This window comes from Thermus parvatiensis, assembly GCF_001535545.1.
GTDB classification, from domain to species: Bacteria; Deinococcota; Deinococci; order Deinococcales; family Thermaceae; genus Thermus; species Thermus parvatiensis.
The window spans coordinates 1,603,599-1,625,000 of record NZ_CP014141.1 but is presented as its reverse complement, the minus strand read 5'-3'; the positions used below and the strand labels follow the sequence as shown (position 1 = coordinate 1,625,000).

The 21,402-nt window shown below is 68.5% G+C and carries 17 protein-coding genes, 1 rRNA gene and 5 pseudogenes (1 of these 23 cut by a window edge); 19 read left to right on the top strand and 4 right to left on the bottom strand.

All coding sequences use genetic code 11. From position 1 onward, the window contains the following. Positions 1-996 (bottom strand): 23S ribosomal RNA (locus AV541_RS08835); it reaches 1,916 nt to the left of the window's first position. A gap of 155 nt (positions 997-1,151) precedes the next feature. Between AV541_RS08835 and AV541_RS08830 the strand changes: the two genes are divergently transcribed. Beyond that, entirely contained in the window at positions 1,152-1,922 is a 771-nt protein-coding gene (locus AV541_RS08830; protein ID WP_008631561.1) for an SDR family NAD(P)-dependent oxidoreductase, read from the top strand. A gap of 45 nt (positions 1,923-1,967) precedes the next feature. Here AV541_RS08830 and AV541_RS08825 read toward each other — a convergent pair whose 3' ends face one another. Then, positions 1,968-2,510 carry an NAD(P)/FAD-dependent oxidoreductase gene (locus tag AV541_RS08825; RefSeq protein ID WP_060384724.1) on the bottom strand — a complete coding sequence of 181 codons (543 nt, stop codon included), beginning with the start codon at positions 2,508-2,510 and terminating at the stop codon, positions 1,968-1,970. A gap of 26 nt (positions 2,511-2,536) precedes the next feature. On the opposite strand from AV541_RS08825, the gene AV541_RS08820 reads away from it, so the two are divergent. From AV541_RS08820 to AV541_RS08805, 4 genes are read left to right on the top strand one after another with little or no spacing between them, the layout of a single operon-like run. Beyond that, positions 2,537-3,856 (top strand): PASTA domain-containing protein, encoded by a 1,320-nt coding sequence (locus AV541_RS08820; RefSeq protein WP_060384723.1) that lies wholly within the window; start codon positions 2,537-2,539, stop codon positions 3,854-3,856. After that, complete coding sequence (locus AV541_RS08815; RefSeq protein WP_011172464.1) at positions 3,844-4,182, top strand: YraN family protein; 339 nt, start codon at positions 3,844-3,846, stop codon at positions 4,180-4,182. The genes AV541_RS08820 and AV541_RS08815 overlap by 13 nt, the downstream gene beginning before the upstream one ends. Before the next feature lie 14 nt (positions 4,183-4,196). After that, a complete protein-coding gene (locus AV541_RS08810; protein ID WP_060384722.1) occupies positions 4,197-6,005 on the top strand; it encodes a menaquinone biosynthesis decarboxylase in 1,809 nt (602 codons plus the stop codon). A gap of 37 nt (positions 6,006-6,042) precedes the next feature. Next, positions 6,043-6,693 (top strand): flavodoxin family protein, encoded by a 651-nt coding sequence (locus AV541_RS08805; protein ID WP_008631587.1) that lies wholly within the window; start codon positions 6,043-6,045, stop codon positions 6,691-6,693. 146 nt (positions 6,694-6,839) lie between these two features. On the opposite strand, the gene tsaB is transcribed toward AV541_RS08805, so the two are convergent. Then, positions 6,840-7,388: a tRNA (adenosine(37)-N6)-threonylcarbamoyltransferase complex dimerization subunit type 1 TsaB gene (tsaB, locus tag AV541_RS08800; RefSeq protein WP_082709671.1), complete on the bottom strand. Its 549-nt coding sequence runs from the start codon at positions 7,386-7,388 to the stop codon at positions 6,840-6,842. A 31-nt stretch (positions 7,389-7,419) separates the two neighbouring features. On the opposite strand from tsaB, the pseudogene AV541_RS08795 reads away from it, so the two are divergent. From AV541_RS08795 to AV541_RS08780, 5 genes and pseudogenes are all read left to right on the top strand, one after another. After that, a pseudogene (locus AV541_RS08795) lies at positions 7,420-8,615 on the top strand (carbohydrate ABC transporter permease). A 49-nt stretch (positions 8,616-8,664) separates the two neighbouring features. Next, positions 8,665-9,797 (top strand): annotated as a pseudogene (locus AV541_RS08790) (carbohydrate ABC transporter permease). A 55-nt stretch (positions 9,798-9,852) separates the two neighbouring features. After that, positions 9,853-11,106: an ABC transporter substrate-binding protein gene (locus AV541_RS08785; protein ID WP_060384721.1), complete on the top strand. Its 1,254-nt coding sequence runs from the start codon at positions 9,853-9,855 to the stop codon at positions 11,104-11,106. A gap of 198 nt (positions 11,107-11,304) precedes the next feature. Further along, a pseudogene (locus AV541_RS13605) lies at positions 11,305-11,717 on the top strand (aldehyde ferredoxin oxidoreductase N-terminal domain-containing protein); the annotation flags it as partial. Positions 11,718-11,741: 24 nt separating this feature from the next. After that, on the top strand, positions 11,742-13,028 hold the full coding sequence (locus tag AV541_RS08780; protein ID WP_420855396.1) for an aldehyde ferredoxin oxidoreductase C-terminal domain-containing protein: 1,287 nt from the start codon (positions 11,742-11,744) through the stop codon (positions 13,026-13,028). Here AV541_RS08780 and AV541_RS08775 read toward each other — a convergent pair. Further along, a pseudogene (locus tag AV541_RS08775) lies at positions 12,999-13,672 on the bottom strand (DUF58 domain-containing protein). The gene AV541_RS08780 and the pseudogene AV541_RS08775 overlap by 30 nt on opposite strands. A gap of 63 nt (positions 13,673-13,735) precedes the next feature. Here AV541_RS08775 and AV541_RS08770 point away from each other — a divergent pair. The 9 genes and pseudogenes from AV541_RS08770 to AV541_RS08730 all read left to right on the top strand — a co-directional run bounded on the left by AV541_RS08770 (position 13,736) and on the right by AV541_RS08730 (position 21,398). After that, positions 13,736-14,212, top strand: a complete 477-nt coding sequence (locus tag AV541_RS08770; protein ID WP_014630135.1) for a DUF456 domain-containing protein — start codon at positions 13,736-13,738, stop codon at positions 14,210-14,212. A 3-nt stretch (positions 14,213-14,215) separates the two neighbouring features. Next, positions 14,216-14,473, top strand: coding sequence for a glutaredoxin family protein (locus tag AV541_RS08765; protein ID WP_082709670.1), 258 nt, complete (start codon positions 14,216-14,218; stop codon positions 14,471-14,473). Then, positions 14,473-15,312: a prolipoprotein diacylglyceryl transferase gene (gene lgt, locus AV541_RS08760; RefSeq protein WP_082709700.1), complete on the top strand. Its 840-nt coding sequence runs from the start codon at positions 14,473-14,475 to the stop codon at positions 15,310-15,312. Before AV541_RS08765 ends, lgt begins: the two co-directional genes overlap by 1 nt. Before the next feature lie 9 nt (positions 15,313-15,321). Continuing rightward, positions 15,322-16,683, top strand: coding sequence for a bifunctional UDP-N-acetylglucosamine diphosphorylase/glucosamine-1-phosphate N-acetyltransferase GlmU (gene glmU / locus AV541_RS08755; protein WP_060384718.1), 1,362 nt, complete (start codon positions 15,322-15,324; stop codon positions 16,681-16,683). A gap of 44 nt (positions 16,684-16,727) precedes the next feature. Beyond that, positions 16,728-16,948: pseudogene (locus AV541_RS08750) on the top strand (Sec-independent protein translocase subunit TatA/TatB). Further along, positions 16,945-17,685, top strand: a complete 741-nt coding sequence (gene tatC, locus AV541_RS08745; RefSeq protein ID WP_060384717.1) for a twin-arginine translocase subunit TatC — start codon at positions 16,945-16,947, stop codon at positions 17,683-17,685. Before AV541_RS08750 ends, tatC begins: the two are co-directional and overlap by 4 nt. 33 nt (positions 17,686-17,718) lie before the next feature. Continuing rightward, a complete protein-coding gene (locus AV541_RS08740; RefSeq protein ID WP_060384716.1) occupies positions 17,719-18,786 on the top strand; it encodes a bifunctional 3-deoxy-7-phosphoheptulonate synthase/chorismate mutase in 1,068 nt (355 codons plus the stop codon). Positions 18,787-18,788: 2 nt separating this feature from the next. Beyond that, positions 18,789-19,736 (top strand): 4Fe-4S dicluster domain-containing protein, encoded by a 948-nt coding sequence (locus tag AV541_RS08735; RefSeq protein ID WP_060384715.1) that lies wholly within the window; start codon positions 18,789-18,791, stop codon positions 19,734-19,736. Between the two features lie 24 nt (positions 19,737-19,760). Next, a complete protein-coding gene (locus tag AV541_RS08730) occupies positions 19,761-21,398 on the top strand; it encodes an FAD-binding dehydrogenase (RefSeq protein ID WP_060384714.1) in 1,638 nt (545 codons plus the stop codon). The last annotated feature ends 4 nt before the right edge of the window (positions 21,399-21,402 follow it).

Here is a 21,402-nt window from a genome sequence, read left to right as displayed (position 1 = left end):
GCGCCCTCACTCCCAGGCTCCACCTGGGACCCTTCGGAGTTTGACAGGGTTTGGTAGGCTGGTGGGCCCCCTAGCCCTATCAGTGCTCTACAGGCCCCAGTCAGCGCCTGAGGCTGACCCTAAAGTCATTTCGGGGAGAACCAGCTATCTCCGGGCTCGGTTAGCTTTTCACTCCTAGCCCCAGCTCATCCGAGGGGTTTGCATCCCCCACCGGTTCGGGCCTCCACTGGGTTTCACCCCAGCTTCACCCTGGCCAGGGCTAGCTCGCCCGGTTTCGGGTCCACGGCCGCGGACTTTGCGGGCCGCGTGCGGCCCGCTTGCGCCCTGTTCGGACTCGGTTTCCCTACGCCTCCGCCTCAACGGCTTAAGCTCGCCCACGACCGTGAGTCGCCGGCTCATGCTTCAATAGGCACGCCACAACCCCTTGCGGGGCCGTGACTGCTTGTAAGCCCACGGTTTCAGGCTCTATTTCACTCCCCTCCCGGGGTTCTTTTCACCTTTCCCTCACGGTACTGGTGCGCTATCGGTCACCCGGAGTACTTAGCCTTAGGCGGTGGTCCGCCCAGATTCCCCCATGGCTCCACGAACCACGGGGTACTCGGGTACCCTCACCTATCCCCCCACCTTTCGCCTACGGGGCTTTCACCCTCTCTGGCGCTGCTTCCCAACAGCTTCGGCTAGGCTAAGGATTCGGTGTCCGAGGGCCCCACGACCCCGCCCGGACAAGCCGGACGGTTTAGGCTGGTCCCCTTTCGCTCGCCGCTACTCAGGGAGTCGATTTCTCTTTCCTCTCCTCTGGGTACTGAGATGTTTCAGTTCCCCAGGTTCCCCCCGCGCAAAAGCGCGGTGACCGGCGTTCCCGCCGGCCGGGTTCCCCCATTCGGACATCCAGGGATCCACGCCCGCTACCGGCTCCCCCTGGCTTATCGCAGGTAGCCACGTCCTTCATCGGCTCGGGTGCCGAGGCATCCACCGTGGGCCCTTACCATCTTGACCCCTCAAAGGACCCTCAAAGCCCTTCATCCACCCCAGCTTTCAAGATCCCCCGCTACCCCCCTCAGGGCAGCGCAAAAGGGAAGATACCAAGGAGGCCTGGCCCTTGTCAAGGCCCCCTCTTGACGGGGAGCCCTTGTGGGGAAAATCCTTCGGGCATGGGCCTTTTCGCTGGCAAAGGGGTGCTGGTGACCGGGGGGGCCCGGGGCATCGGCCGGGCCATCGCCCAGGCCTTTGCCCGGGAGGGGGCCTTGGTGGCCCTGTGCGACCTCCGCCCGGAGGGGAAGGAGGTGGCGGAGGCCATCGGGGGGGCGTTTTTCCAGGTGGACCTCGAGGACGAGAGGGAGCGGGTGCGCTTCGTGGAGGAGGCCGCCTACGCCTTAGGCCGGGTGGACGTCCTGGTCAACAACGCCGCCATCGCCGCCCCTGGCTCGGCCCTCACGGTGCGGCTTCCCGAGTGGCGCAGGGTGCTTGAGGTCAACCTCACCGCCCCCATGCACCTTTCCGCCCTGGTGGTGCGGGAGATGCGGAAAGTGGGCGGTGGGGCCATCGTCAACGTGGCCAGCGTGCAGGGGCTTTTCGCCGAGCAGGAGAACGCCGCCTACAACGCTTCCAAGGGAGGGCTTGTGAACCTCACCCGCTCCCTGGCGCTGGACCTCGCCCCCCTCCGCATCCGGGTGAACGCGGTGGCGCCGGGGGCCATCGCCACGGAGGCGGTCCTGGAGGCCATTGCCCTTTCCCCGGACCCGGAAAAGACCCGGAGGGACTGGGAGGACCTCCACGCCCTAAGGCGCCTGGGGAAGCCCGAGGAGGTGGCGGAGGCTGTCCTCTTCCTGGCCTCGGAGAAGGCCAGCTTCATCACCGGGGCCATCCTCCCCGTGGACGGCGGGATGACGGCGAGCTTCATGATGGCGGGACGGCCGGTGTAGGCCCCCACCGGGGCGAGGGCTCCGCGGAGGCGAAGCGCGCGGGGACTAGAGGGCGTGGTCCTTGTAGGGCTCGCCCCGCAGGTCAGAGACCAGGTGGACGGCCACGTAAGCCCCGTCCCCCGCGCTCACGATGGCGTGGCCCGGCACCTTGCCGCGGGCCACGCCGGCGGCGTAGACCCGGGGGTAGCTGGTGCGGCCCCCCTCGTCGGTGTCAATGTAGGCGCCGCGGCGGGTCAGGCCGAGGAAGCTCGGGAGGGTGGGGTCCTTGTGGGTGCAGAGGAGCAGGCGCTCTGCCTTCTCCACCCCTTCCTCGGTTTCCACTTCAAAGACGCCGCCCATATCCCGTACGCCCTTCACCACCCCGGGGCGGACCTCGGCCCCGTACCGGCGGGCGTGGGCCTCGAGGCGGCGGAGGAGTTCTTCGCCGGAAGGCTCGTCTAGGAGGCCGGGGTAGTTGGGCACCCGGCTCACGCCCTTGACCTTGGAGCGGCCCCCGTCCAGGACCAGGACCTTGAGCCCGGCCCTGGCCAGGAAGAGGGCGGCGGAAAGCCCCGAGGGACCGCCTCCCACCACGATCACGTCCCACATACCGCCCGTAGTATAATCGGCCCCGCATGCTTTTGGACGACCGCTACCCCGTTCTGGAAACGTTGGAGAGCCGGGACGGGGTGACCCTCTACCGGGTGGAGGGGGGGCTGGTCTTCTACTTTGACGTCCGCACGCCCCAGGACAAGGACCGCTTTTACCGCTACCGGGCGGCGATAAGGCGCCTCGAGGAGCTCGGCCTCCTCGAGGCCCAGGTTTCGGCCAAGCCGGGGCGGTACTACGCCTTCTTTCCCGAGCGGCCCTTGAGCGGGCGGCGCCCCCCCAAGGAGGTCCTGGCCGCCCTGGCCCCCTTCGGCTTCGGGCCGGAGCACGTGGCCATGGGGGAGGACAGGGTGGCCTACCTCGCCCCTTGGCCCCTCCGCCTGGGGGCTTCGAGGCGGGGCCGGGGGGGGTTTTGGTCCCGGGTGGCCCCGGGGCTTTTCCTCCTGGGCCTGGGCCTTTTCCTCTTGGTCCAGGGGCTTTACCGCTACTTCAACCCCCCCGAGTACGTGGTCCCCGACCTGGTGGGCAAGACCGCGCGGGAAGCCTTTCTTCTCCTCCGGGACACGGGGCTTGGCCTGGAGGTGGAGGAGGGGAACGACCCCTCGAGGCCCAAGGAGGTGGTGCTGGAGCAGGACCCCCCGCCCGGCACCCGCCTCCGGGCCGGACGGGTGGTGCGCCTGGTCCTGAACCAGGCGCGGCTCGTGCCCGTCCCCGACCTTCGGGGCCTCTCCAGGGCGGAGGCGGAGGACCGGCTTTCGGAGCTCGGCTTCCAGGTGGGGCGGGTGGCCGCGGTGGAGGCCGAAGAGGCGGCGGGGACCGTCCTCGCCACGAGCCCTCCGGCGGGGACGCCCATGGCCTACGGGGCCCGGGTGGACCTCCTGGTGGCGGAGGAGCGGTCTGGGGAGAGGGTCGTCGTTCCCCGGCTCGTGGGCCTGAGGCGGGAGGACGCCCTCTTCTTGCTGAACGCCGCAGGGCTTTTGCCCCAGGTGGAGGAGGTGCCTTCGGGGGCGCCTGAGGGCTTGGTCCTGGCGCAGGTGCCGGGGCCAGGGGAGGCCGTCCTCCCCGGAAGCCCGGTGCGGCTTAGGGTGGCGGTCCAGGGGGCGGTCCAGCTGCCCGAGGCCTTCCCCGGGACCCCCCTCCGCACCGTGGTTCTAGCCCTGGACCTGCCTCCCGAGGCCCAGGGCCGGCAGGTGCGCCTCCTCCTCGTGGACGCCCGGGGAGCCCAGGTGGTCTACGAGGGGCCGGGGGAGGAGGGCCTGAGGCTTTCGGGGACCTACCAGGTCCTGGGGGAGGCCCGCTTCCGCCTCTATTTGGACGGGGAGCTTTTCCAGGAGTGGGCGCCTTGAGGGGAAGGTGGGCCGAGGAGGAGGCCCTGCGCTTCCTCCTCGGCAAGGGTTACCGCCTCCTTTGGAGGAACCGCCGCACCCCCTTCGGCGAGGTGGACCTCTTCCTGGAGAAGGACGGGGTTTACGTGGTGGTGGAGGTGAAGCAGCGGGCTTCCGCCCGCTTCGGCGCTCCCCTGGAGGCCATTACCCCAGGGAAGGTGAGGAGGCTTCTCCAAAGCGCCCGCTTCCTCCTCGGACGGGACGACCTCCCGGTGCGCCTCGAGGCCGTCCTCGTCCACGGCACCCCAAAGGACTTCCGCCTGGAGCACCTTGTGCTGGAGCTCTAAGGGTAAGCTTAGGGGTGTTTCGGAACCTTCGGGCCTACCTCGAGGCCTTGGAACGCCGGGGGGAGCTCCACCGGGTCAGGGTCCCGGTGAGCGCCGAGCTGGAGATCGCCGAGATCGCGGACCGGGTGGTGAAGGCGGGGGGCCCCGCCCTCCTCTTTGAGCGGGTGGTCGGGAAGGACTTCCCCGTGGCCATCGGCCTTTTCGGCACCCGGGCGCGCACGGCCTTCGCCCTGGGGGTGGAGGACCTGGACGAGCTGGCGAGGAAGGTGGAGGCCCTCCTCGCCTTGGAGCCGGGGAAGGGGGGGCTTTCCGCCCTCCTGGGCCTCCTCCCCAAGCTCCCCCTCCTCCGGGGCTTCTTCCCCAGGCGGGTCCGCCGGGCCCCGGTGCAGGAGGTGGTGTGGCGGGGGGAGGAGGTGGACCTAAGGCGCCTTCCCGTCCTCAAGTGCTGGCCCTTAGACGGGGGGCCTTTCCTCACCCTGCCCCTCGTCATCACCAAGGACCCCGAGACCGGGGAGCTCAACCTCGGCATGTACCGCATGCAGGTCCTGGACCCAAGGAGCACCGCCATGCACTGGCAATGGCACAAGGTGGGCCGCCGCCACCTGGAGAAGGCGAAGAGGCTGGGGAGGAGGCTGGAGGTGGCCGTGGCCCTGGGGGGGGACCCGGTCCTCACCTACGCCGCCACCGCGCCCCTCCCTCCCTTGCCGGGGGTGAGCGAGTTCCACTTGGCGGGCTTCCTCCGGGGAGCCCCCATTGAGCTCGCCAAGGGGGTGACCGTGGACCTCCCCGTGCCCGCCGAGGCGGAGTTCGTCCTCGAGGGCTACATAGACCCCGAGGAGCCCCTGGTGGAGGAGGGGCCTTTTGGCGACCACACGGGCTTCTACACCCCCGTGGACCTCTACCCCCGCTTCCACGTCACCGCCGTCACCCACCGCAAGGGGGCCATCTACCCCGCCACCCTCGTGGGCGTCCCCCCCATGGAGGACGCCTACCTCATTGAGGCCACGGAGAGGCTCTTCCTCCCCGCCCTCCGCCTCGTCCTCCCCGAGGTGGTGGACTACCACATGCCTCCCGAGGGGGTGGCCCACAACTGGGTGAACGTGAGCCTGAGGAAGGCCTACCCCGGCCAGGCCTACAAGGTGACCTACGGGATGCTGGGCCTGGGGCAGATGATGTTCGCCAAGGTCATCGTGGCCGTGGACGCGGACGTCCCGGTCAAGCCCGGGTTCGCCGCCCTCTTGGAGGCCCTCAAGCACGCCCTTCCCGGGCGGGACACCCTCCTCCTCCGGGGCCCCGTGGACGTCCTGGACCACAGCTCCCGGGCCTTCGCCTACGGGGGGAAGCTCGTCATTGACGGCACGAGGAAGCTCCCCGAGGAGGGGGGGGAGGCGCCCTTCGTCCCCAAGGCCCACCCCGGGCTTCCCGAAGACCCCGAGGTCCTGGCCCAGAGGCAGTGGCCGGGCCTCTGGGGGGCGGTGCTGGCGAAGCGGCGCCCCCACCAGGCCTGGGAGGTGGCGGAGAGGCTCCTAAGCACCCCGCAAAGCGCCGGGATCCGGCTTCTCCTCCTCGCCGACGAGGACACGGCCCTAAGCCCGGAGGAGCTCCTCTGGTACGTCCTCAACAACATAGACCCCGAGCGGGACGCCCGGGTGATGCCAGGGGTGGAGGGGCCGGTTTTGGTCCTGGACGGCACGAGGAAGCTTCCCGAGGAGGGCTTCCAGAGGGTCTGGCCCGAGAGGATCCGGATGGACCCCAAGGTGAAGGCCTTGGTGGAGGCCCGGTGGGCGGAGTACGGCCTGGGCTGGACAACGGCGGGTGAGTGATGTAAACTAAAAGTGGTTTAGTGCGAAGGTGATATTTATGGGCTTACACGTCCTCGGCGTGAACGCATCGGCTAGGACGGACGGGTTTACGGCGGAGCTTTTGGACGAGGTTTTGGAGGCGGCCAGGCGCAAGGGGGCGACCACCGAGCGCCTGGATTTGGTGCGGCACCCCTTTCCCCTCTGCGCCGGCAACTACTCCGTGGACCCCGCTTCCTGCGGGCCGGAAACCTGCGTCCAGGGGCCCTGGGACGGGTTCGGCAAGGTGGCGGAGCGGATCCTTTCCGCCGACGCGGTGGTCTTCGCCACCCCCGTCTACTGGTTCAGCGTCTCCTCCCGGATGAAGGCCCTCCTGGAGCGGATGACCTCCATGGAGAACCAGGGCCTCCTCAACCTGGGCAAGCCCATGGCCCTCCTGGCGGTGGCGGAGGAGGAGGGGGCGAGCCAGGCCCTCGCCCAGATGCTCCTGCCCCTCTCCTACATGGGCTTCGTCCTCGCCCCCTTGGGCCTGGTCTACGCCCACCGGAAACACCTCACCGCCCTCAAGGAGAGCCCCGAGGTCCTGGAGGACGCCCGCATCGCCGGGGAGAACCTGGTGCTCATGGCGGAGAGGCTCCGGGGGACCTCCTTCCAGGAGCCCTTGCCGAGCTACCTCTACCGGGCGCCCGCATCGAGGGCCGCGGGGGACTGATACCACCCCATGCTGGCTTGCGCCAGCATGGGGGCCCCGGCAAAAGGTCCCTAGGGAGCTTCCCTGGGCCAGTCGGGCGAAGGAAACCGGAAGAAAGGGTAGAAGGCTGCCCTGGGCTCGCTTGCGCCGGCGCGGGCCTTCCCGGTTCAGAGGTAGAGGGGCTCCACCCCCTCGTGGGCGAAGGGGAGGAGCTCGTAGAGGGCCCGGGGGTCGGGGGGAGGGTCCAGGAGGAGGCGGCCTTCCTGCGGGAGCTCCTTGGCCTTGAGCTTCCTCGGGGGGGCCACCTCCTTGGGCCTTCCCCCCTCCAGGGTGTAGGTGGCCCCGTAGAAGAGGCCGTTTCTGGCGGTGAAAAGGGGGGTGAGGGGCTCCCCTTCCTTCAGGTAGGGCCAGCAGGCGGCGAGGAGGGAGCTCACCCCATAGACCTTGGCCCCCTGCGCCAGGGCCACCCCAAGCCCCGCCGCCAGCGCAATCCTGAGGCCCGTGTAGGAGCCCGGGCCCTCGCCCAAGACCAGGGTGCCGATCTCCTCTCGCCCGGCCCCAACCTCCTTCAGGACCTCCTCCAGGAGGCCGAAGAGGACTTCTTCGTGCCGTCTTTCCACCCGCTTGACCCGGCCCACCCCCGCCTCCCCCCGGAAGAGCCCCAGGGAGAGGTAGGGGGTGGCCGTGTCCAGGACCAGCGTCCACATCCTCCCCATCCTAGGGCCTCCTGCTATACTCCGGCAGGGAATGAGGACCTATCCCCTGCACTGGGTCTTGGGCGTGGGGGTGCTCCTCGCCCTCGGTTTCTATGCCCAAAGGCTGGGCTTTCTCCCCGCCTGGGGGGCGTGGAGCCTGTGGGCCGGGTACCTCTTTTTTGCCCTCTGGGGACTCCGTTGGGGAGGTTGGCGGGCCGTGCCCCTCGTTTTCGGGCTTTTGGCGCCGCTCTTCCCACCCCTGGCTTTTCTCGGTCCCCTGGGCGCCGCTTTGTCCTTGGGGCGGACCCTTCCGGAGAAGGCCCAGGCCGCCTTCTACGGCTGGGCCCTGGTTTGGCCCGCCCTCGCCCTCCTTCTGGTGTGGCAGGTCTTTCCCACCCTCTACGCCTTTTACCTCAGCCTGTTTGACCGGGTGAACTTCCTCAGGCCCGCGGCCTTCGCCGGGCTCCAGAACTACCGGATCCTCCTCGAGGACCCCCTCTTCTGGCGCGCCTTGGGCAACACCTTTTGGTACGTGGTCTTCACCGTGCCCACCGGGCTTCTCCTCGCCACCTTCGTGGCCATCCTCCTCAACACCCAGGTGGCCTTTCTTGGGCTATACCGGACCCTCTTCTTCCTTCCCTACATCACCGCCCTGACCGCCGCGGCCGCCGTGTGGCGCTGGATCTACCACCCCGAGTTCGGCTTCCTCAACTGGCTCCTCCACACCCCGGGCCTGGACTGGCTCAACACCCCACCGGGGTCTTCGCCTTGCTTCTGCGCCCCTTGGGGGTGGAGCTTCAAGGCTTCCTTGCGGGGCCCAGCCTGGCCTTCGTGGCCGTCATGGCCATGAGCGTGTGGCACTTCCTGGGCTACCAGGTGGTGATCCTCCTGGCGGGGCTTCAGGCCATCCCCAAGGAGTACTACGAGGCCGCCGAGCTGGACGGGGCGAGCTTCTTCCAGAAGCACCGCCTCATCACCTGGCCCCTCCTTTCCCCCACCACCTTCTTCCTCTTCACCCTGGGGCTCATCGGCGCCTTCCAGGTCTTCACCCAGGTCTACGTCCTCACCCCTACGGGCGGGGTGCTGCAGGACACCCTGACCCTGGCCTTCTACCTCTACAACAAGGGCTTCCGCGACTCGGACTTCTCCTACGCCAGCGCCATCGCCATGGTGACCTTCCTGGTGATCCTGGTCCTGACCCTGGTCCAGCGGCGGCTTTTGGAGAAGCGGGTGAACTATGAGATCTAAGGCGGCGCGTCTTATCGTGCACCTCGTTCTCCTTGCGGGGGGAGGGGTGATGGCCTTCCCCTTCTACTGGATGCTGGCCACGAGCTTCAAAAGCCCCCAGGAGGCCCTCCAGGCGGAGCCGGTCTGGGTTCCCGAACGGATGAAGCCCATGAACTGGCTCAAGGCGGCGAGGCTTGGGGATAGCCCCCTCTTTGGGGGTCTTGGCCCTGGGCGGAGCGTGGCCCTCTTCTTCCCCGGGCCCGAGGCAAAGCCCCCAAAGGCCCTCGTGCCCCGCTCCCCGGGGGCCTTCTTTGACCCCGTGGCCGACGGGACGAGGGTGGAGGTGGCCCGAGGGGAGGGGGGGTGGTGGGTCCGCCTCACCAACACGGGGGAGGCCGGCTTCCGCCGGGTCCCCCTGGTGGTTCTCTGGCCCAAGGAGGTGCCCTTGGAGCCTCCCCTGCCCCCGGACGCCCGCCGCTCCCAGGGGGAGTACTGGCGGCTGGAGTGGGTGAACGCGGTGCCCGGGGCCTTGGGGTACGTGTTCCACAACTACCTCGAGGCCTGGGACGCCGCCCCCTGGGGCCGGTACTTCTTCGTAAGCTTCTTCACCGCCTCCGTCCAGGTGGTGGTGGGCCTTTTCCTCGCGGCCCTGGCCGCCTTCGCCCTGGCCCGGATCCCCTTCCCGGGGAAGGAGGCCGTCTTCGTCCTCGTCCTGGCCACGATGATGGTCCCGGGGAGGTCCTCCTCATCCCCAACTACGTCCTCCTCGCCCGGCTGGGCTGGCTGGACACCTTCTACGCCCTCATCGTCCCTTGGCTCGCCTCGGTCTTCGGCATCTTCCTCTTGCGGCAGTTCTACCTCTCCCTTCCCCAGGACCTCTTTGACGCCGCCCGCATTGACGGGGCGGGGTACCTGACCCAGCTTTTCCGCATCGCCCTGCCTTTGAGCATCCCCGGCCTTGTCTCCTACGGCACCTTCACCTTCCTCGGGGCCTACAACGCCCTGCTTTGGCCCTTGATCGTCACCCAGAGTCCGGAGATGCGCACGGTGCAGCTCGGGCTCCTCGCCTTCGTCTCCGAGGCGGGCTCGGACTACGGGGCCCTGATGGCCGCAAGCGCCTTCGTCATCGCCCCTGTGGTCCTGGGCTACTTCGTGGCCCAGAGGCAGTTCATCCAGGGAATCGCCCGCACGGGGCTGAAGTGAGCTTGAAGGGGCCCTGACAAGGGGCGCGGTATACTCTTCCCGGAGGTGCGTGGGTATGAAGCAGGCGCTTTTGCTGGTGGCGGTGCTGGGCGTGGCCTTTGCCCAGCAGGCCAAGCCGGAGGACGTGATCAAGGAGCAGTGCGCCAAGGCCAAGGTGGTGGCCGAGCTCTGGCACGGCTTCACCGGCGGGGCCCCTAAGGCGGCTTTGGAGAACCTGGTGGTGGAGTTCAATAAGACCCAACAGGGCCGCTGCGTCCGCCCCGTGCCCCAGGGGAGCTACCGGGACCTTTCCACCAAGATCAAGGCGGCCTTCGCCGCCGGGAAGGTGCCCACCATGGCCCAGGCCTTTGAGAACAACATCGCCCTCTACCTCGAGGCCAAGGCCCTCCTGCCCATCGAATCCCTGGGGGTGAAGCTCCAGGGGGTGAACCTGGCCTTCCTCAACGCGGTGCGCTTTGGGGGGGTGGTCTACGGGGTGCCCTTCAACAAGAGCATCCAGGTCCTCTACTACAACAAAGACCTCCTGAAGAAGCACGGGGCCAAGGTGCCCACCACCCTCGAGGAGTTCGTGGCCGCCGCCAAGAGGCTCTCCCGGGCCGAGGGGGGTCCTGTTTACTGGTTCCAGCCCGACGCCTCCACCTTCGCCTACTTCTTCTTCAACCTGGGCGGGAGCTACCTCAAGGACGGGAAGCTCGTGCTGAACTCCAAGGAGGCGGTGGAGGCCCTCACCCTCCTGCAAAACGGGGTCAAGGAGGGGTGGGCCAAGCCCATCACCTCTGGCTACATCAACCAGAACCTGGGCTCGGGGCCCTACGCCTTCAGCGTGGACACCTCCGCCGGCTACACCTACTACCTGCGGGCGGCCAAGTTTGACCTGGGGGTGGCCACCCTGCCGGGCCGGACCAAGGGCCAGCCGGGTTACGGCCTCGTCCAGGGCACCAACCTGGTGGTCTTCCGCCAGGCCCCCAAGGAGGAGCAGGCGGTGGCCAAGGACTTCCTGCAGTTCGTCCTCTCCCCCAGGGCCCAGGCGGTCTTCGCCACGGCCACGGGCTACGTGCCCGTCACCGAGGGGGCCCTCAAGGACCCCGTCTACCAGGCCTACGCCGCCGAGAACCCCGACTACGCCACCATCGTGCGCCAGAGCCGCTACGCCAAGTTTGAGCCCGCCTTGGCGGAGTGGGAGCAGATCCGCTTTGACATCCTGGGCCAGGCCATCAAGGAGGCCATCCTCAACAAGGCCGATCCCAAGGCGGCCTTGGACAGGGCCCAGAAGCTGGCGGAGGACCTCCTCTCCAGCAGGACCCGCTAGAGGCCCTTTCGCCTTACCGGTTCGGGCCCCCGCCCGCTTCGGGCGGGGTTAAACTTTGGGTATGCCCAAGGGTTATCACGACCGCGTGGCCTTCGTGGACCTCTCCACGGGAAAGGTCTGGTACGAAAGCTTTGGCGAGGCCTTCTGGCGGCGCTACCTCGGGGGCGGGCCCTCGCCGCCTACCTTCTCCTCAGGCACGTGCCCAAGGGGGCCGACCCCTTGGGGCCGGAAAACGCTCTCGTCTTCGCCCCTGGGGTCCTCACCGGCACCCCCATCTCCGGCTCGGGCCGGAACACCGTGGCCGCCAAAAGCCCCCTCACCGGGGGGTACGGGGACGCAGAGGGTGGGGGCTTCTTCGGGGCGGAGCTTAAAAACGCGGGCCTGGACGCCCTCGTGGTCCTGGGCCAGGCGGAAGCCCCCGTCTACCTCCACGTGGAAGGGGGGAAGGTGGCCCTTCACCCCGCGGTCCACCTCTGGGGCAAGGACCCCCTGGAGGTGGAGGCCCTCATCAAAGAGGCCCACGGGGGAACACCCGCGTGGCCCAGATCGGCCTCGCCGGGGAGAACCGGGTCCTCACCGCCAACGTCATCCACGACCTGGCCCACTTCGCCGGAAGGGGGGGCCTGGGGGCGGTCATGGGGGCCAAAAGGCTCAAGGCGGTCTCCGCCCGGGCCCACAAGGAGACCCTTCCCGCCTACCACGACCCCGGCCTCCTCAAGGAGCTCGCCCGGCGCATGGCCAAGGAGCGCATGGAACGGGCGGCGGGCCTCGTCACCATGGGCACCGTGGGCACGGTGAAGCCCTTTAACCTCCGGGGGGTCCTCCCCAGCCACAACTTCCTGGATGGCTTTTTGGAGGGGGCCGAGGCCCTGGACGGGACCAGCCTGGACGCCCTCGGCATCCGCATCGGCCGGGACACCTGCTACGCCTGCGCCATCCGCTGCAAGCAGGTGGTGAAGATTGAGGGCACGGGCAAGTACGATGTCCGTCCCGAGTACGGGGGGCCGGAGTACGAGGGGCTTGGGGCCTTGGGCTCCACCTGCGGGGTCACCGACCCCTACGCCGTGACCAAGGCCAACACCCTCTGCAACCAGTACGGCCTGGACGTGATCGGGGTGGGGGTGACCATCGCCTGCGCCATGGAGGCGGTGGAGAAGGGCTATTTGGACGACGAGGGCCTGGGGCTTCGCTTCGGAAACGGGGATGCCCTGGTCGCCGCCATAGAGAAGCTGGCGCGAAGGGAGGGGAGGCTTGGGGAGCTTCTCGCCTTTGGGGCGAAGCGCCTCGCCGAGAGCCTGGGCCACCCGGAGCTCGCCATGCACGTGAAGGGGCAGGAGGTACCCATGCACGACCCCCGGTACAAGCGGGCCCTGGGGGTGGGCTACGCGGTGAGCCCCACGGGGGCGGACCACAACCACAACCTCCACGACACCGCCTTCGCCAAGGAGGGGAGGGCCCTGAGGGAGCTCCGCTTCTACGGGGAGGACTTCCAGCCCCTGCCCACAGAGGACCTTTCCGAGGCCAAGATCCGGATGCTCTGGACCAAGACCCGGGAGCGGGGGTTCGTGAACAGCCTGGTGATGTGCGACTTCGTCCCCTGGACCCCGGAGGAGTGGCGGGAGGCCCTCTACGCCGCCACGGGCTGGCGGCTTTCCCCGGAGGAGATGCTGGAGGTGGGGGAGAGAACGCTCCAGCTCACCCGGCTTTTCAACCTGCGGGAGGGGATCTCCCCGGAGGAGGACCGGCTTCCTGAGCGCTTCTTCCAGCCCTTCCGTAAGGGGAACCCCGAGGCCCGCTTGGACCCCGAGGCCTTCCGGGAGGGGGTCAGGGCCTACCGGAGGCTTGCGGGCTGGGAAGGGGGCGTGGATCCGGAAAGGCTCAAGGCCTTGGGCCTAGAGGAGTTCCAGAACGCCCTGGCGTAGGAGAGCGGGGAGGGGGGGCTCCCCCACCCTGAGAAGGGCGTAGCGCCCCCGGAGGAGGGCGAGGAGGCGGAGGGCCTTGAGGTGGGCGGCCAGGGCCTCCTTGTAGGCCTCCGCTTCCTCCCGCCCCACGGGGAGGGTTTCCCCGGTTTCCACGTCCTTGAGGAGGGCCTCCGTGGGGGGCGGGTCCAGCTCCAGGGGGGAGAGGACCTGCGCCAGGACCACCCGCCTGGGGAGGAGCCTGGGCCAGGGGAGGGGGTCAAGCCCGTCGGTGACGAGGACCAGCACCCCCTTCCCCGGGCGGAGTTCCTCGGGGCTTCCCCCCTCGAGGCGGGCCAAGGGGTCCTCCTGGCGGGCGATCTTGAGGAGGAGGGCCGCCACCTCCTGGGCGTAGGGGAGCTTCCCGTGGAGGCGCATGCTCTCGCTCTCGTCCAGGAAGAGGTGGAAGCGAGCCCTTTCAGGGGCGGTCTCCAGCCGGGTGAAAAGCCTTCCCGTCTTGGCGTAGGCCCGCCAGTGGACCCTCCTCACCTCGTCCCCGGGGGCGTAGGGGCGGAGCTCGTAAAACTCCCCCCAAGGCCCTTCCTGCGGGCGAGGCGCTCCCCGGGGTAGGGGAGGTAGGGCTTGGTGGCGATGCGGTAGCGGGCCAGGCCGATGGGGCCATTCTACCGCCTCTTTCCCTTCTCACCCTGTCCTCCGCTACGCTCGGTCCCGTGGACGCCTTCGCCGACTGGCTCTTCGTGACCCTCTGGGTCCTCGGGGTGCTCCTCACCCTCCTCCCCTTCGTCCCCGCCACCTTGGTGATCCTCTTCGGGGCCCTGGTGCACGAGCTTCTCGTGGGCTTCCGGGAGCTTTCCTTGGGGACGTGGCTTGGGCTTGGGGCCCTGGCCCTCCTCGCCATGCTTTTGGACAACGTGGCCGCCCTGGTGGGGGCCAGGCGCTACGGGGCGGGACGGGCGGGGCTTTGGGGGGCCTTTTTGGGGGGCGTTTTGGGGCTCTTCTTCGGGGTGGTGGGGGTCTTGGTCCTCCCTTTCCTCCTCGCTTGGCTCTTTGAGTACCTCTCGGGAAGGCGGCCGGAGGAGGCCCTAAGGGCGGCCTGGGGGACCCTGGTGGGCCTCATGGGCGGGGTGGTGGCCAAGGTCCTGGTTCACCTGGCCATGGGGGTCCTGGTCCTCAGGGCCATCTTTTGACGTATGCTTTACGCCATGGAGCTGATCTTCGTCACCCGGGAAGGGTGCGGGCTTTGCGAGAAGGCGGAGAGGGCCCTTTGGACCCTTGGGGTTCCTTACGTGCGGCGGGACGTGGACCGGGACCCGGAGCTCTTCGCCCGGTACACCTTCCGCGTTCCGGTGTTCCTTTGGGGGGAGGAGGTGCTCCTTGAGGGGGCCTTTGGCGAGCGGGAGCTTGTGGCGCTCATGGAGCGTCTGGGGGGTGGAACGTGGACCCGGTGATGGTAGAGATCGGCCCCCTCGCCATCCGCTGGTATGGGGTCCTCCTCACCCTGGCCATCTTTTTGGGCTACGAGCTCGCCCGGCGCCGGTTAAGGGCCTGGGGATGGGACCTCGAGCCCTTTGAGCGCGTGGTCTTCTGGGCCGTGGTCTTCGGAGTGGTGGGGGCGCGGCTCGGGTACGTCCTCACCTCCCCTGGCTACTTCCTGGAGAACCCCCTCGAGGCCCTCTACATCTGGCACGGGGGCCTCTCCTTCCACGGGGCCATCCTGGGGGGGGCCCTCACCTTCTACTACTTCCACCGGAGGCGGGGCTACCCCTTGTGGCCTTACCTGGACGCCGCCACCCCGGGGGTGGCCTTGGGGATCATCGCCGGGAGGATCGGCAACTTCATGAACGGCTCCGACACCGTGGGCCGCCTCACCACCTTGCCCATCGGCTTCACCTGGCCGGAGTGGGCCAGGGGCTTTCCCGGGGTCTGCCCCGGCATTGACGACATCTCCGAGGTCTACCGGTGCGCCGAGCTCCTCCGGGGCCCCGTGCACCTCACCCAGGTCTACGGGGCCGTGGTGGGGCTCATCCTCCTCTTCCTCTCCCTCTACTGGCTTAGGAAGCGGCCCTTCTACGGCTACGCCTTCTGGCAGTTCGTCCTCTGGTACAGCGTCCTCCGCTCCGTGCTGGAGGAGCCTTTCCGCCTGAACCCCTTGTGGCTTCCCGTCTACCGCAACGACGAGCTCGGCATCGGCCTCTTCACCGCCACCCAGGTGGTGAGCCTGCCCCTTGCCCTCCTCTCCCTCTACATGCTGCGCCGCCTGGGCAAGGGGGAGGCGGCTGGGCGCTAAGATGGGAGCATGCACGCCCACGTGATCCTGGCCGCAGGGCAGGGGACGAGGATGAAGTCCCGCTTGCCCAAGGTCTTGCATCCCCTTTTGGGTAAACCCATGCTCCACTACGCCCTCGAGGCCGCCTTGGCTTTAAAGCCCGAAAAGCTCGTGGTGGTGGTGGGCCACGGGGGGGAGGTGGTGGCGGAGGCCTTGAAAGGCTACCCCGTAGAGGTGGCGTGGCAAAAAGAGCAGCTCGGCACGGCCCACGCCCTCCTTCAGGCGGAAAGCCTCCTTAAGGGTTTCCCGGGGCCTTTTCTGGTGACCCAGGGCGACACCCCCCTGCTTACCCCGGAAACCTTAAAGGCCCTTTTGGAGCGGGTAGCGGCGGGGGCCGGCATGGCCCTCCTCACCGTGGAGCTTGCGGATCCCACGGGCTACGGCCGCATCCTTCGCGAGGGGGAGAAGGTCTTGGCCAACGTGGAGGAGAAGGACGCCGCCCCCGAGGTCAAGGCCATCCGGGAGGTGAACGCCGGGGCCTACGCCTTTGACGGCTTCCTCTTCCAGGCCCTAAGGGAGGTGAAGAACGAAAACGCCGCCCGGGAGTACTACCTCCCCGACCTCATCGCCATCTACCGCGCCCACGGCAAAAGGGTGGAAGCGGTGCGGGGCGTAGCGGAGGAGGCCTTGGGGGTGAACACCCGCGAGGAGCTCGCCCGGGTGGAGGGAGTGCTTCTCAAGCGGCTTCGCGCCGAGTGGATGGGGAAGGGGGTGCGGATGATCCTCCCCGAGACCATCTACCTGGAGCCCTCGGTGGAGCTCGCCCCCGACGTCACCCTCTGGCCCGGGGTGGTCCTCAAGGGGAAGACCCGGATCGGGGAGGGGTGCGAGGTGGGGGCTTATGCCGTCCTCGAGGACACGGTGCTGGAACCCGGGGCCAAGGTCCAAGCCCACACCGTGGCCCAGGGGGCCCACCTCCATGGGGGGGCTTCCGCCGGGCCCTTCGCCAGGCTCCGCCCGGGGGCGGTCCTCATGGAGGAGGTCCACGTGGGGAACTTCGTGGAGGTGAAGAATAGCCTCCTCCACAAGGGGGTGAAGGCGGGCCACCTCGCCTACCTTGGGGACGCCGAGGTGGGGGCGGGGACCAACATCGGCGCCGGGGTCATCACCGCGAACTACGACGGCAAGCGGAAGCACAAGACCGAGATCGGCAAGAAGGCCTTCATCGGCTCCAACAGCGTCCTTGTGGCCCCGGTGCGGGTGGGGGACCGCGCCTTGGTGGGGGCGGGGAGCGTCATCACCCAGGACGTGCCCGAGGGCGCCTTGGCCGTGGCCCGGGAGAGGCAGAAGAACCTCGAGGGGTACGCCCTGAGGAAGCTCGGGGAAGGGTAGCCCTCTTCCTCCTCCCTTCAGCCCCGGGGTGCTAGACTTAGGGCATGAACCTCGGCATGCCGGAGATCCTCGTCATCCTCCTCATCGCCCTCCTCATCTTCGGGCCCAGGAAGCTCCCCGAGCTCGGCCGCTCTTTGGGCCAGAGCATCCGCGAGTTCAAGCGGGGGCCCAGGAGATCCGGGAGGAGTTGGAGAAGAGCATTGAGGTGAAGGACGAGCCCAAGCCCGCGGCCGTTCAGGAGGCCAAGGAGGAGCCCAAGGCTTGAAGGAAGCCCCCCTGGTAGAGCACCTCGAGGAGCTCCGCGCCCGGATCCTCTGGTCCCTCCTCGCCTGGGCAGTGGGGACGGGCGTGGCCTGGACCTTCCGGGTTCCCCTTCTGGACTGGCTTAAAAGACCTTTGGACCTGGCGGCTAAGCAATACGGCATAGCGGTCAACCTCATCGTCCTGGACATCACCGAGCCTTTCCTCGTCTCCCTGAAGGTGGCGGCCTTCGGGGGCCTTGTGCTCGCCCTCCCCTTCATCGTCTACCAGGTCTGGGCCTTCATCGCCCCCGGGCTTTACGAGCACGAGAAGCGCCTGGCCGTGCCCTTCCTCCTGGGAGCGGGGTTCAGCTTCGCCCTGGGGGCGCTCTTCGCCTACTACGCCTTCCTGCCCTTCGCCGTCCCCTTCCTCCTGGGCTTCCTAGGGGACGTGGTCACCCCCCAGATCTCCATCGGCCGCTACATGGGCCAGATCCTCATGATGCTCACCGTCATGGGGGTGGTCTTTGAGATGCCGGTGGTGAGCTACCTCCTCGCCCGCCTGGGGATCCTCACCTCCGCCTTCCTCGCCCGCAACTGGCGCATCGCCGTCGTCCTCCTCCTCACCCTGGCCGCGGTCATCACCCCCACGGTGGACGTGGTCTCCCTCTTCATCGTGAGCGGGCCCCTCCTTGTCCTTTACTGGGTCTCCGTCCTGGTGGCCCGCCTCGCGGAAAGGCAGAGGCCCCAGGAGGCTGCTTGACACCCTGAGGGCGGGCGGGCCATAGAATAGGCCATGGACGAGCGCATCCAGGCCCTCCGCAAAGAGGTGGACCGGGTGAACCGGGAGATCCTGCGCCTCCTCTCCGAGCGCGGGAGGCTCGTGCAGGAGATCGGCCGCCTCCAGACGGAGCTCGGCCTTCCCCACTACGATCCCAAGCGGGAAGAGGAGATGCTTGCCTACCTCACCGCTGAAAACCCCGGCCCCTTCCCCGACGAGACCATAAGGAAGCTCTTCAAGGAGATCTTCAAGGCGAGCCTGGACCTCGAGGAGCGCCAGGACCAGAAGAAGTTCCTCTACTCCCGCAAATACAAGCCCGAGCCCACGAGGGTGCGGGTAAGGGACGTGGCCTTCGGGGAGAAGCCCCTGCTCATCGCCGGGCCCTGCTCCATTGAGTCGGAGGAGCAGATGATAAAGACGGCCCGCTTCCTGGCCCAAAGGGGGGTGCGGGTGCTTCGGGGCGGGGCCTTCAAGCCCAGGACGAGCCCCTACGGCTTCCAGGGCCTCGGGGTGGAGGGGCTAAGAATAGGCCGCAAGGCGGCGGACGCCTTCGGCATGGTCTTCGTCACCGAGGTCATGGACACGAGGGACGTGGAGGTGGTGGCGGAGTACGCCGACATCCTCCAGATCGGGGCCCGCAACATGCAAAACTTCGCCCTCCTCAAGGAGGTGGGCCGCGCGGGGAAGCCCGTCCTCCTCAAGCGGGGGCTTTCCGCCACCATGGAGGAGTGGTTCTACGCCGCCGAGTACATCCTCACCCAGGGGAACGGGCAGGTGATCCTGGCGGAGCGGGGGATCCGCACCTTTGAGCGCTGGACCCGGAACACCCTGGACCTCTCCGCCGTGGCCTTGGCCAAGCAGGAGACCCACCTTCCCGTGATCGTGGACGTGACCCACGCCGCCGGGCGCACGGACCTCCTCGCCCCCCTGGCCCGGGCCGCCTTGGCCGTGGGGGCGGACGGGGTGCACGTGGAGGTGCACCCCAACCCCAAGGTGGCCCTCTCCGACAACCAGCAGCAGATGGACTTCGTTCAGTTTGACCGCTTCCTGGAGGCCATAAGGGACCTCCTCCCGGCCTCTTAGCCATGGGCTTTCTGGACGGCCTCTTAAACGTCTTTCTCAAGGCCACGGACCCGAGGCCCCGCTACACCGAGGCCCGCTGCCTCCTCTACAAGAACAGCGTGGGGGGGTGCGACAAGTGTTACCAGGCCTGCCCCAAGGGGGCGGTGCGCCTCGAGGGGTGGCGGGTGGAGCTGGACGAGGTCTTGTGCACGGGGTGCGGCCTCTGCACCGGGGTCTGCCCCGGGATCGCCCTGGAGTACCCCCTCGGGGCCATCCAGGAGGCCCTGATCCGGGGCAAGGGGAAGCTTCGCTGCTCCAAGGCGGAGGGGAAGGGGGAGGAGGTCCTTTGCCTGGGCCGCCTCACCCCGGGGCTATTGGCCGAGGCGGGAAGCCGCTTCGGCAAGGTGGTCCTCGCCCGGGGGGACTGCGGGGCCTGCCGGATCGGGGGGCCAGAGGTCCCTGAGCGCCTCGCGCGGATGGCCGAGGAGGCCAGGCGCTACTTCCCCGTGGAGGTGGAGGTGGTGGAGGGGGAGCTTCCCGGGGAAAGGGTGGGCAGGCGGGAGCTCTTCCAGGTCCTTCTGGGAAGCGCCAAGCGCACCGCCGCCGACCTCGTCCCCGAGCTCCCCCTGCCCGCTTTGGAGGAGGAGAAGGAAGGGGAGCTTCCCGCCGAGCTCCGCCTTAGGCGCCTCGCCGCAAGCCGCGCCCCGGAGGTCCGCTGGCCCCGGATCCGGGTGGAGGAGGGGTGCACCCTCTGCCCCGTCTGCACCAACGTCTGCCCCACGGAGGCGGTGAGGCGGGTACGGGAAGGGGAGGAGTACGCCCTCTACCTCCAGGTGGCGGCCTGCACGGGGTGCGGGGCCTGCGTGGAGAGCTGCCCGCCCCAGGTGATCCGGCTGGAGGAGGCTCCTAAAGAGGAGGTGGGGAAGGAGCTTTTGCTCTTCCGGGGCAAGCCCCCCTGGTACGACCTTTGAACCCGGTATAATGGCCCCCAACCTATGGACGCCGACCTGGTGGTGGTGGGTGGGGGGCTCGCCGGCCTCGTGGTGGCCACGGAGGTGGCCGGAAGGGGCAAGCGGGTTTTCTTCTTGGAGCAGGAGCCTTACCTGGGCGGGCAGGCCTTCTGGTCCTTTGGGGGGCTTTTTCTGGTGGACTCCCCCGAGCAGCGCCGCCTGGGGATCCGGGACTCCTTGGCGCTTGCCCTCCAGGACTGGATGGGCGCGGCGGGCTACGACCGGGAGGAGGACGCCTGGGGAAGGCGCTTCGCCGAGGCCTACCTGGAGTTCGCCGCCGGGGAGAAAAGGGCCTGGCTTGCCGCCTTGGGGGTGCACTTCTTCCCGGCGGTGGGTTGGGCGGAGCGGGGCGGGGGCCTGGCCACGGGCCACGGGAACTCCGTCCCCCGCTTCCACATCGTCTGGGGGACGGGGCCTGGGATTTTAGCGCCTTTTCTCCGCAAGGTGGAGGCCCTCAAAGCGGAGGGCACCCTCCGGGTCCTCCTCCGCCACCGGGTGGAGGAGGTCCTGGTGGAGGGGGGGAAGGCGGTGGGGGTGGCCGGGGCGGTCCTGGAGGAGGACCCCAAGCCCCGGGGGGCGCCCACGAGCCGCAAGGCGGTGGGGGGCTTCCGCTTCCTTGCCCAGGCGGTGGTCCTGGCCACGGGGGGGATCGGGGCCAACCTGGACCTGGTGCGGCGCCATTGGCCAGCGCGCATGGGAAGGCCCCCGGAGAGGATGCTTTCCGGCGTGCCCGACCACGTGGATGGTTCGGGGCTTTTCCTGGCGGAGCGGGCGGGGGCACGCCTCGTGAACCTGGACCGGATGTGGCACTACCCCGAGGGGGTGGAGAACCACACCCCCGTCTGGACCCACCACGGGATCCGCATCCTCCCCGGACCCTCCCCCCTCTGGGTGGACGCCACGGGGAAGAGGCTTCCCCCGCCCCTCTTCCCCGGGTTTGACGCGTTGGAGACCCTGCGGTACCTGTGGAGCACCGGCTTTGACTGGAGCTGGTTCATCCTGGACCTTGCCACCCTGAAGAAGGAGTTCGCCCTCTCGGGCTCGGAGCAGAACCCGGACCTCACGGGGAAAAGCTGGCTCGGCGTGGTGAGAAACCGCCTCCTGGGCCCCGCGGCCCCCGTCCGGGCCTTCTTGGAGCGGGGGAAGGACTTTCTCGTGGCCCAGGACCTCTCCGAGCTCATGCGCAAGATGGAGGCCCTGGCCCCTGGGGTTTTGGACCCGGGGCGGCTTGAGCGGGAGGTGAAGGCCAGGGACCGTGAGCTCCTAAATCCCTTCGCCAAGGACGGCCAGGTCCTCATGGTCCACGCCTTCCGCCACTATGTGGGGGACCGGCTCTTCCGCGTGGCCAAGCCCCACCCCTTCCTCTCGGGGAAGGGCCCCTTGGTGGCGGTAAGGCTTTGGACCCTCACCCGCAAGACCTTAGGGGGCATCCAGACGGACCTCAAGGGGAGGGCCCTCACCCCAAAAGGGGAACCCCTTCCCGGGCTTTTCGCCGTGGGGGAGGCGGCGGGGTTTGGGGGCGGCGCCTTCCACGGGTACAAGGCCCTCGAGGGCACCTTCCTGGGGGGGTGCCTCTTCAGCGGGCGCCAGGCGGCCAAGGGGGTGCTGGAAGGGCTAGAATAGCCCC

Coding starts and splice junctions, on each gene's coding strand:
- AV541_RS08830 (WP_008631561.1), top strand. CDS start 1,152: ATGGGCCTTTTCGCTGGCAAAGGGGTGCTGGTGACCGGGGGGGCCCGG.
- AV541_RS08825 (WP_060384724.1), bottom strand. CDS start 2,510: ATGTGGGACGTGATCGTGGTGGGAGGCGGTCCCTCGGGGCTTTCCGCC.
- AV541_RS08820 (WP_060384723.1), top strand. CDS start 2,537: ATGCTTTTGGACGACCGCTACCCCGTTCTGGAAACGTTGGAGAGCCGG.
- AV541_RS08805 (WP_008631587.1), top strand. CDS start 6,043: ATGGGCTTACACGTCCTCGGCGTGAACGCATCGGCTAGGACGGACGGG.
- tsaB (WP_082709671.1), bottom strand. CDS start 7,388: ATGGGGAGGATGTGGACGCTGGTCCTGGACACGGCCACCCCCTACCTC.
- AV541_RS08785 (WP_060384721.1), top strand. CDS start 9,853: ATGAAGCAGGCGCTTTTGCTGGTGGCGGTGCTGGGCGTGGCCTTTGCC.
- AV541_RS08780 (WP_420855396.1), top strand. CDS start 11,742: ATGGGGGCCAAAAGGCTCAAGGCGGTCTCCGCCCGGGCCCACAAGGAG.
- AV541_RS08765 (WP_082709670.1), top strand. CDS start 14,216: ATGCTTTACGCCATGGAGCTGATCTTCGTCACCCGGGAAGGGTGCGGG.
- lgt (WP_082709700.1), top strand. CDS start 14,473: ATGGTAGAGATCGGCCCCCTCGCCATCCGCTGGTATGGGGTCCTCCTC.
- glmU (WP_060384718.1), top strand. CDS start 15,322: ATGCACGCCCACGTGATCCTGGCCGCAGGGCAGGGGACGAGGATGAAG.
- AV541_RS08740 (WP_060384716.1), top strand. CDS start 17,719: ATGGACGAGCGCATCCAGGCCCTCCGCAAAGAGGTGGACCGGGTGAAC.
- AV541_RS08735 (WP_060384715.1), top strand. CDS start 18,789: ATGGGCTTTCTGGACGGCCTCTTAAACGTCTTTCTCAAGGCCACGGAC.
- AV541_RS08730 (WP_060384714.1), top strand. CDS start 19,761: ATGGACGCCGACCTGGTGGTGGTGGGTGGGGGGCTCGCCGGCCTCGTG.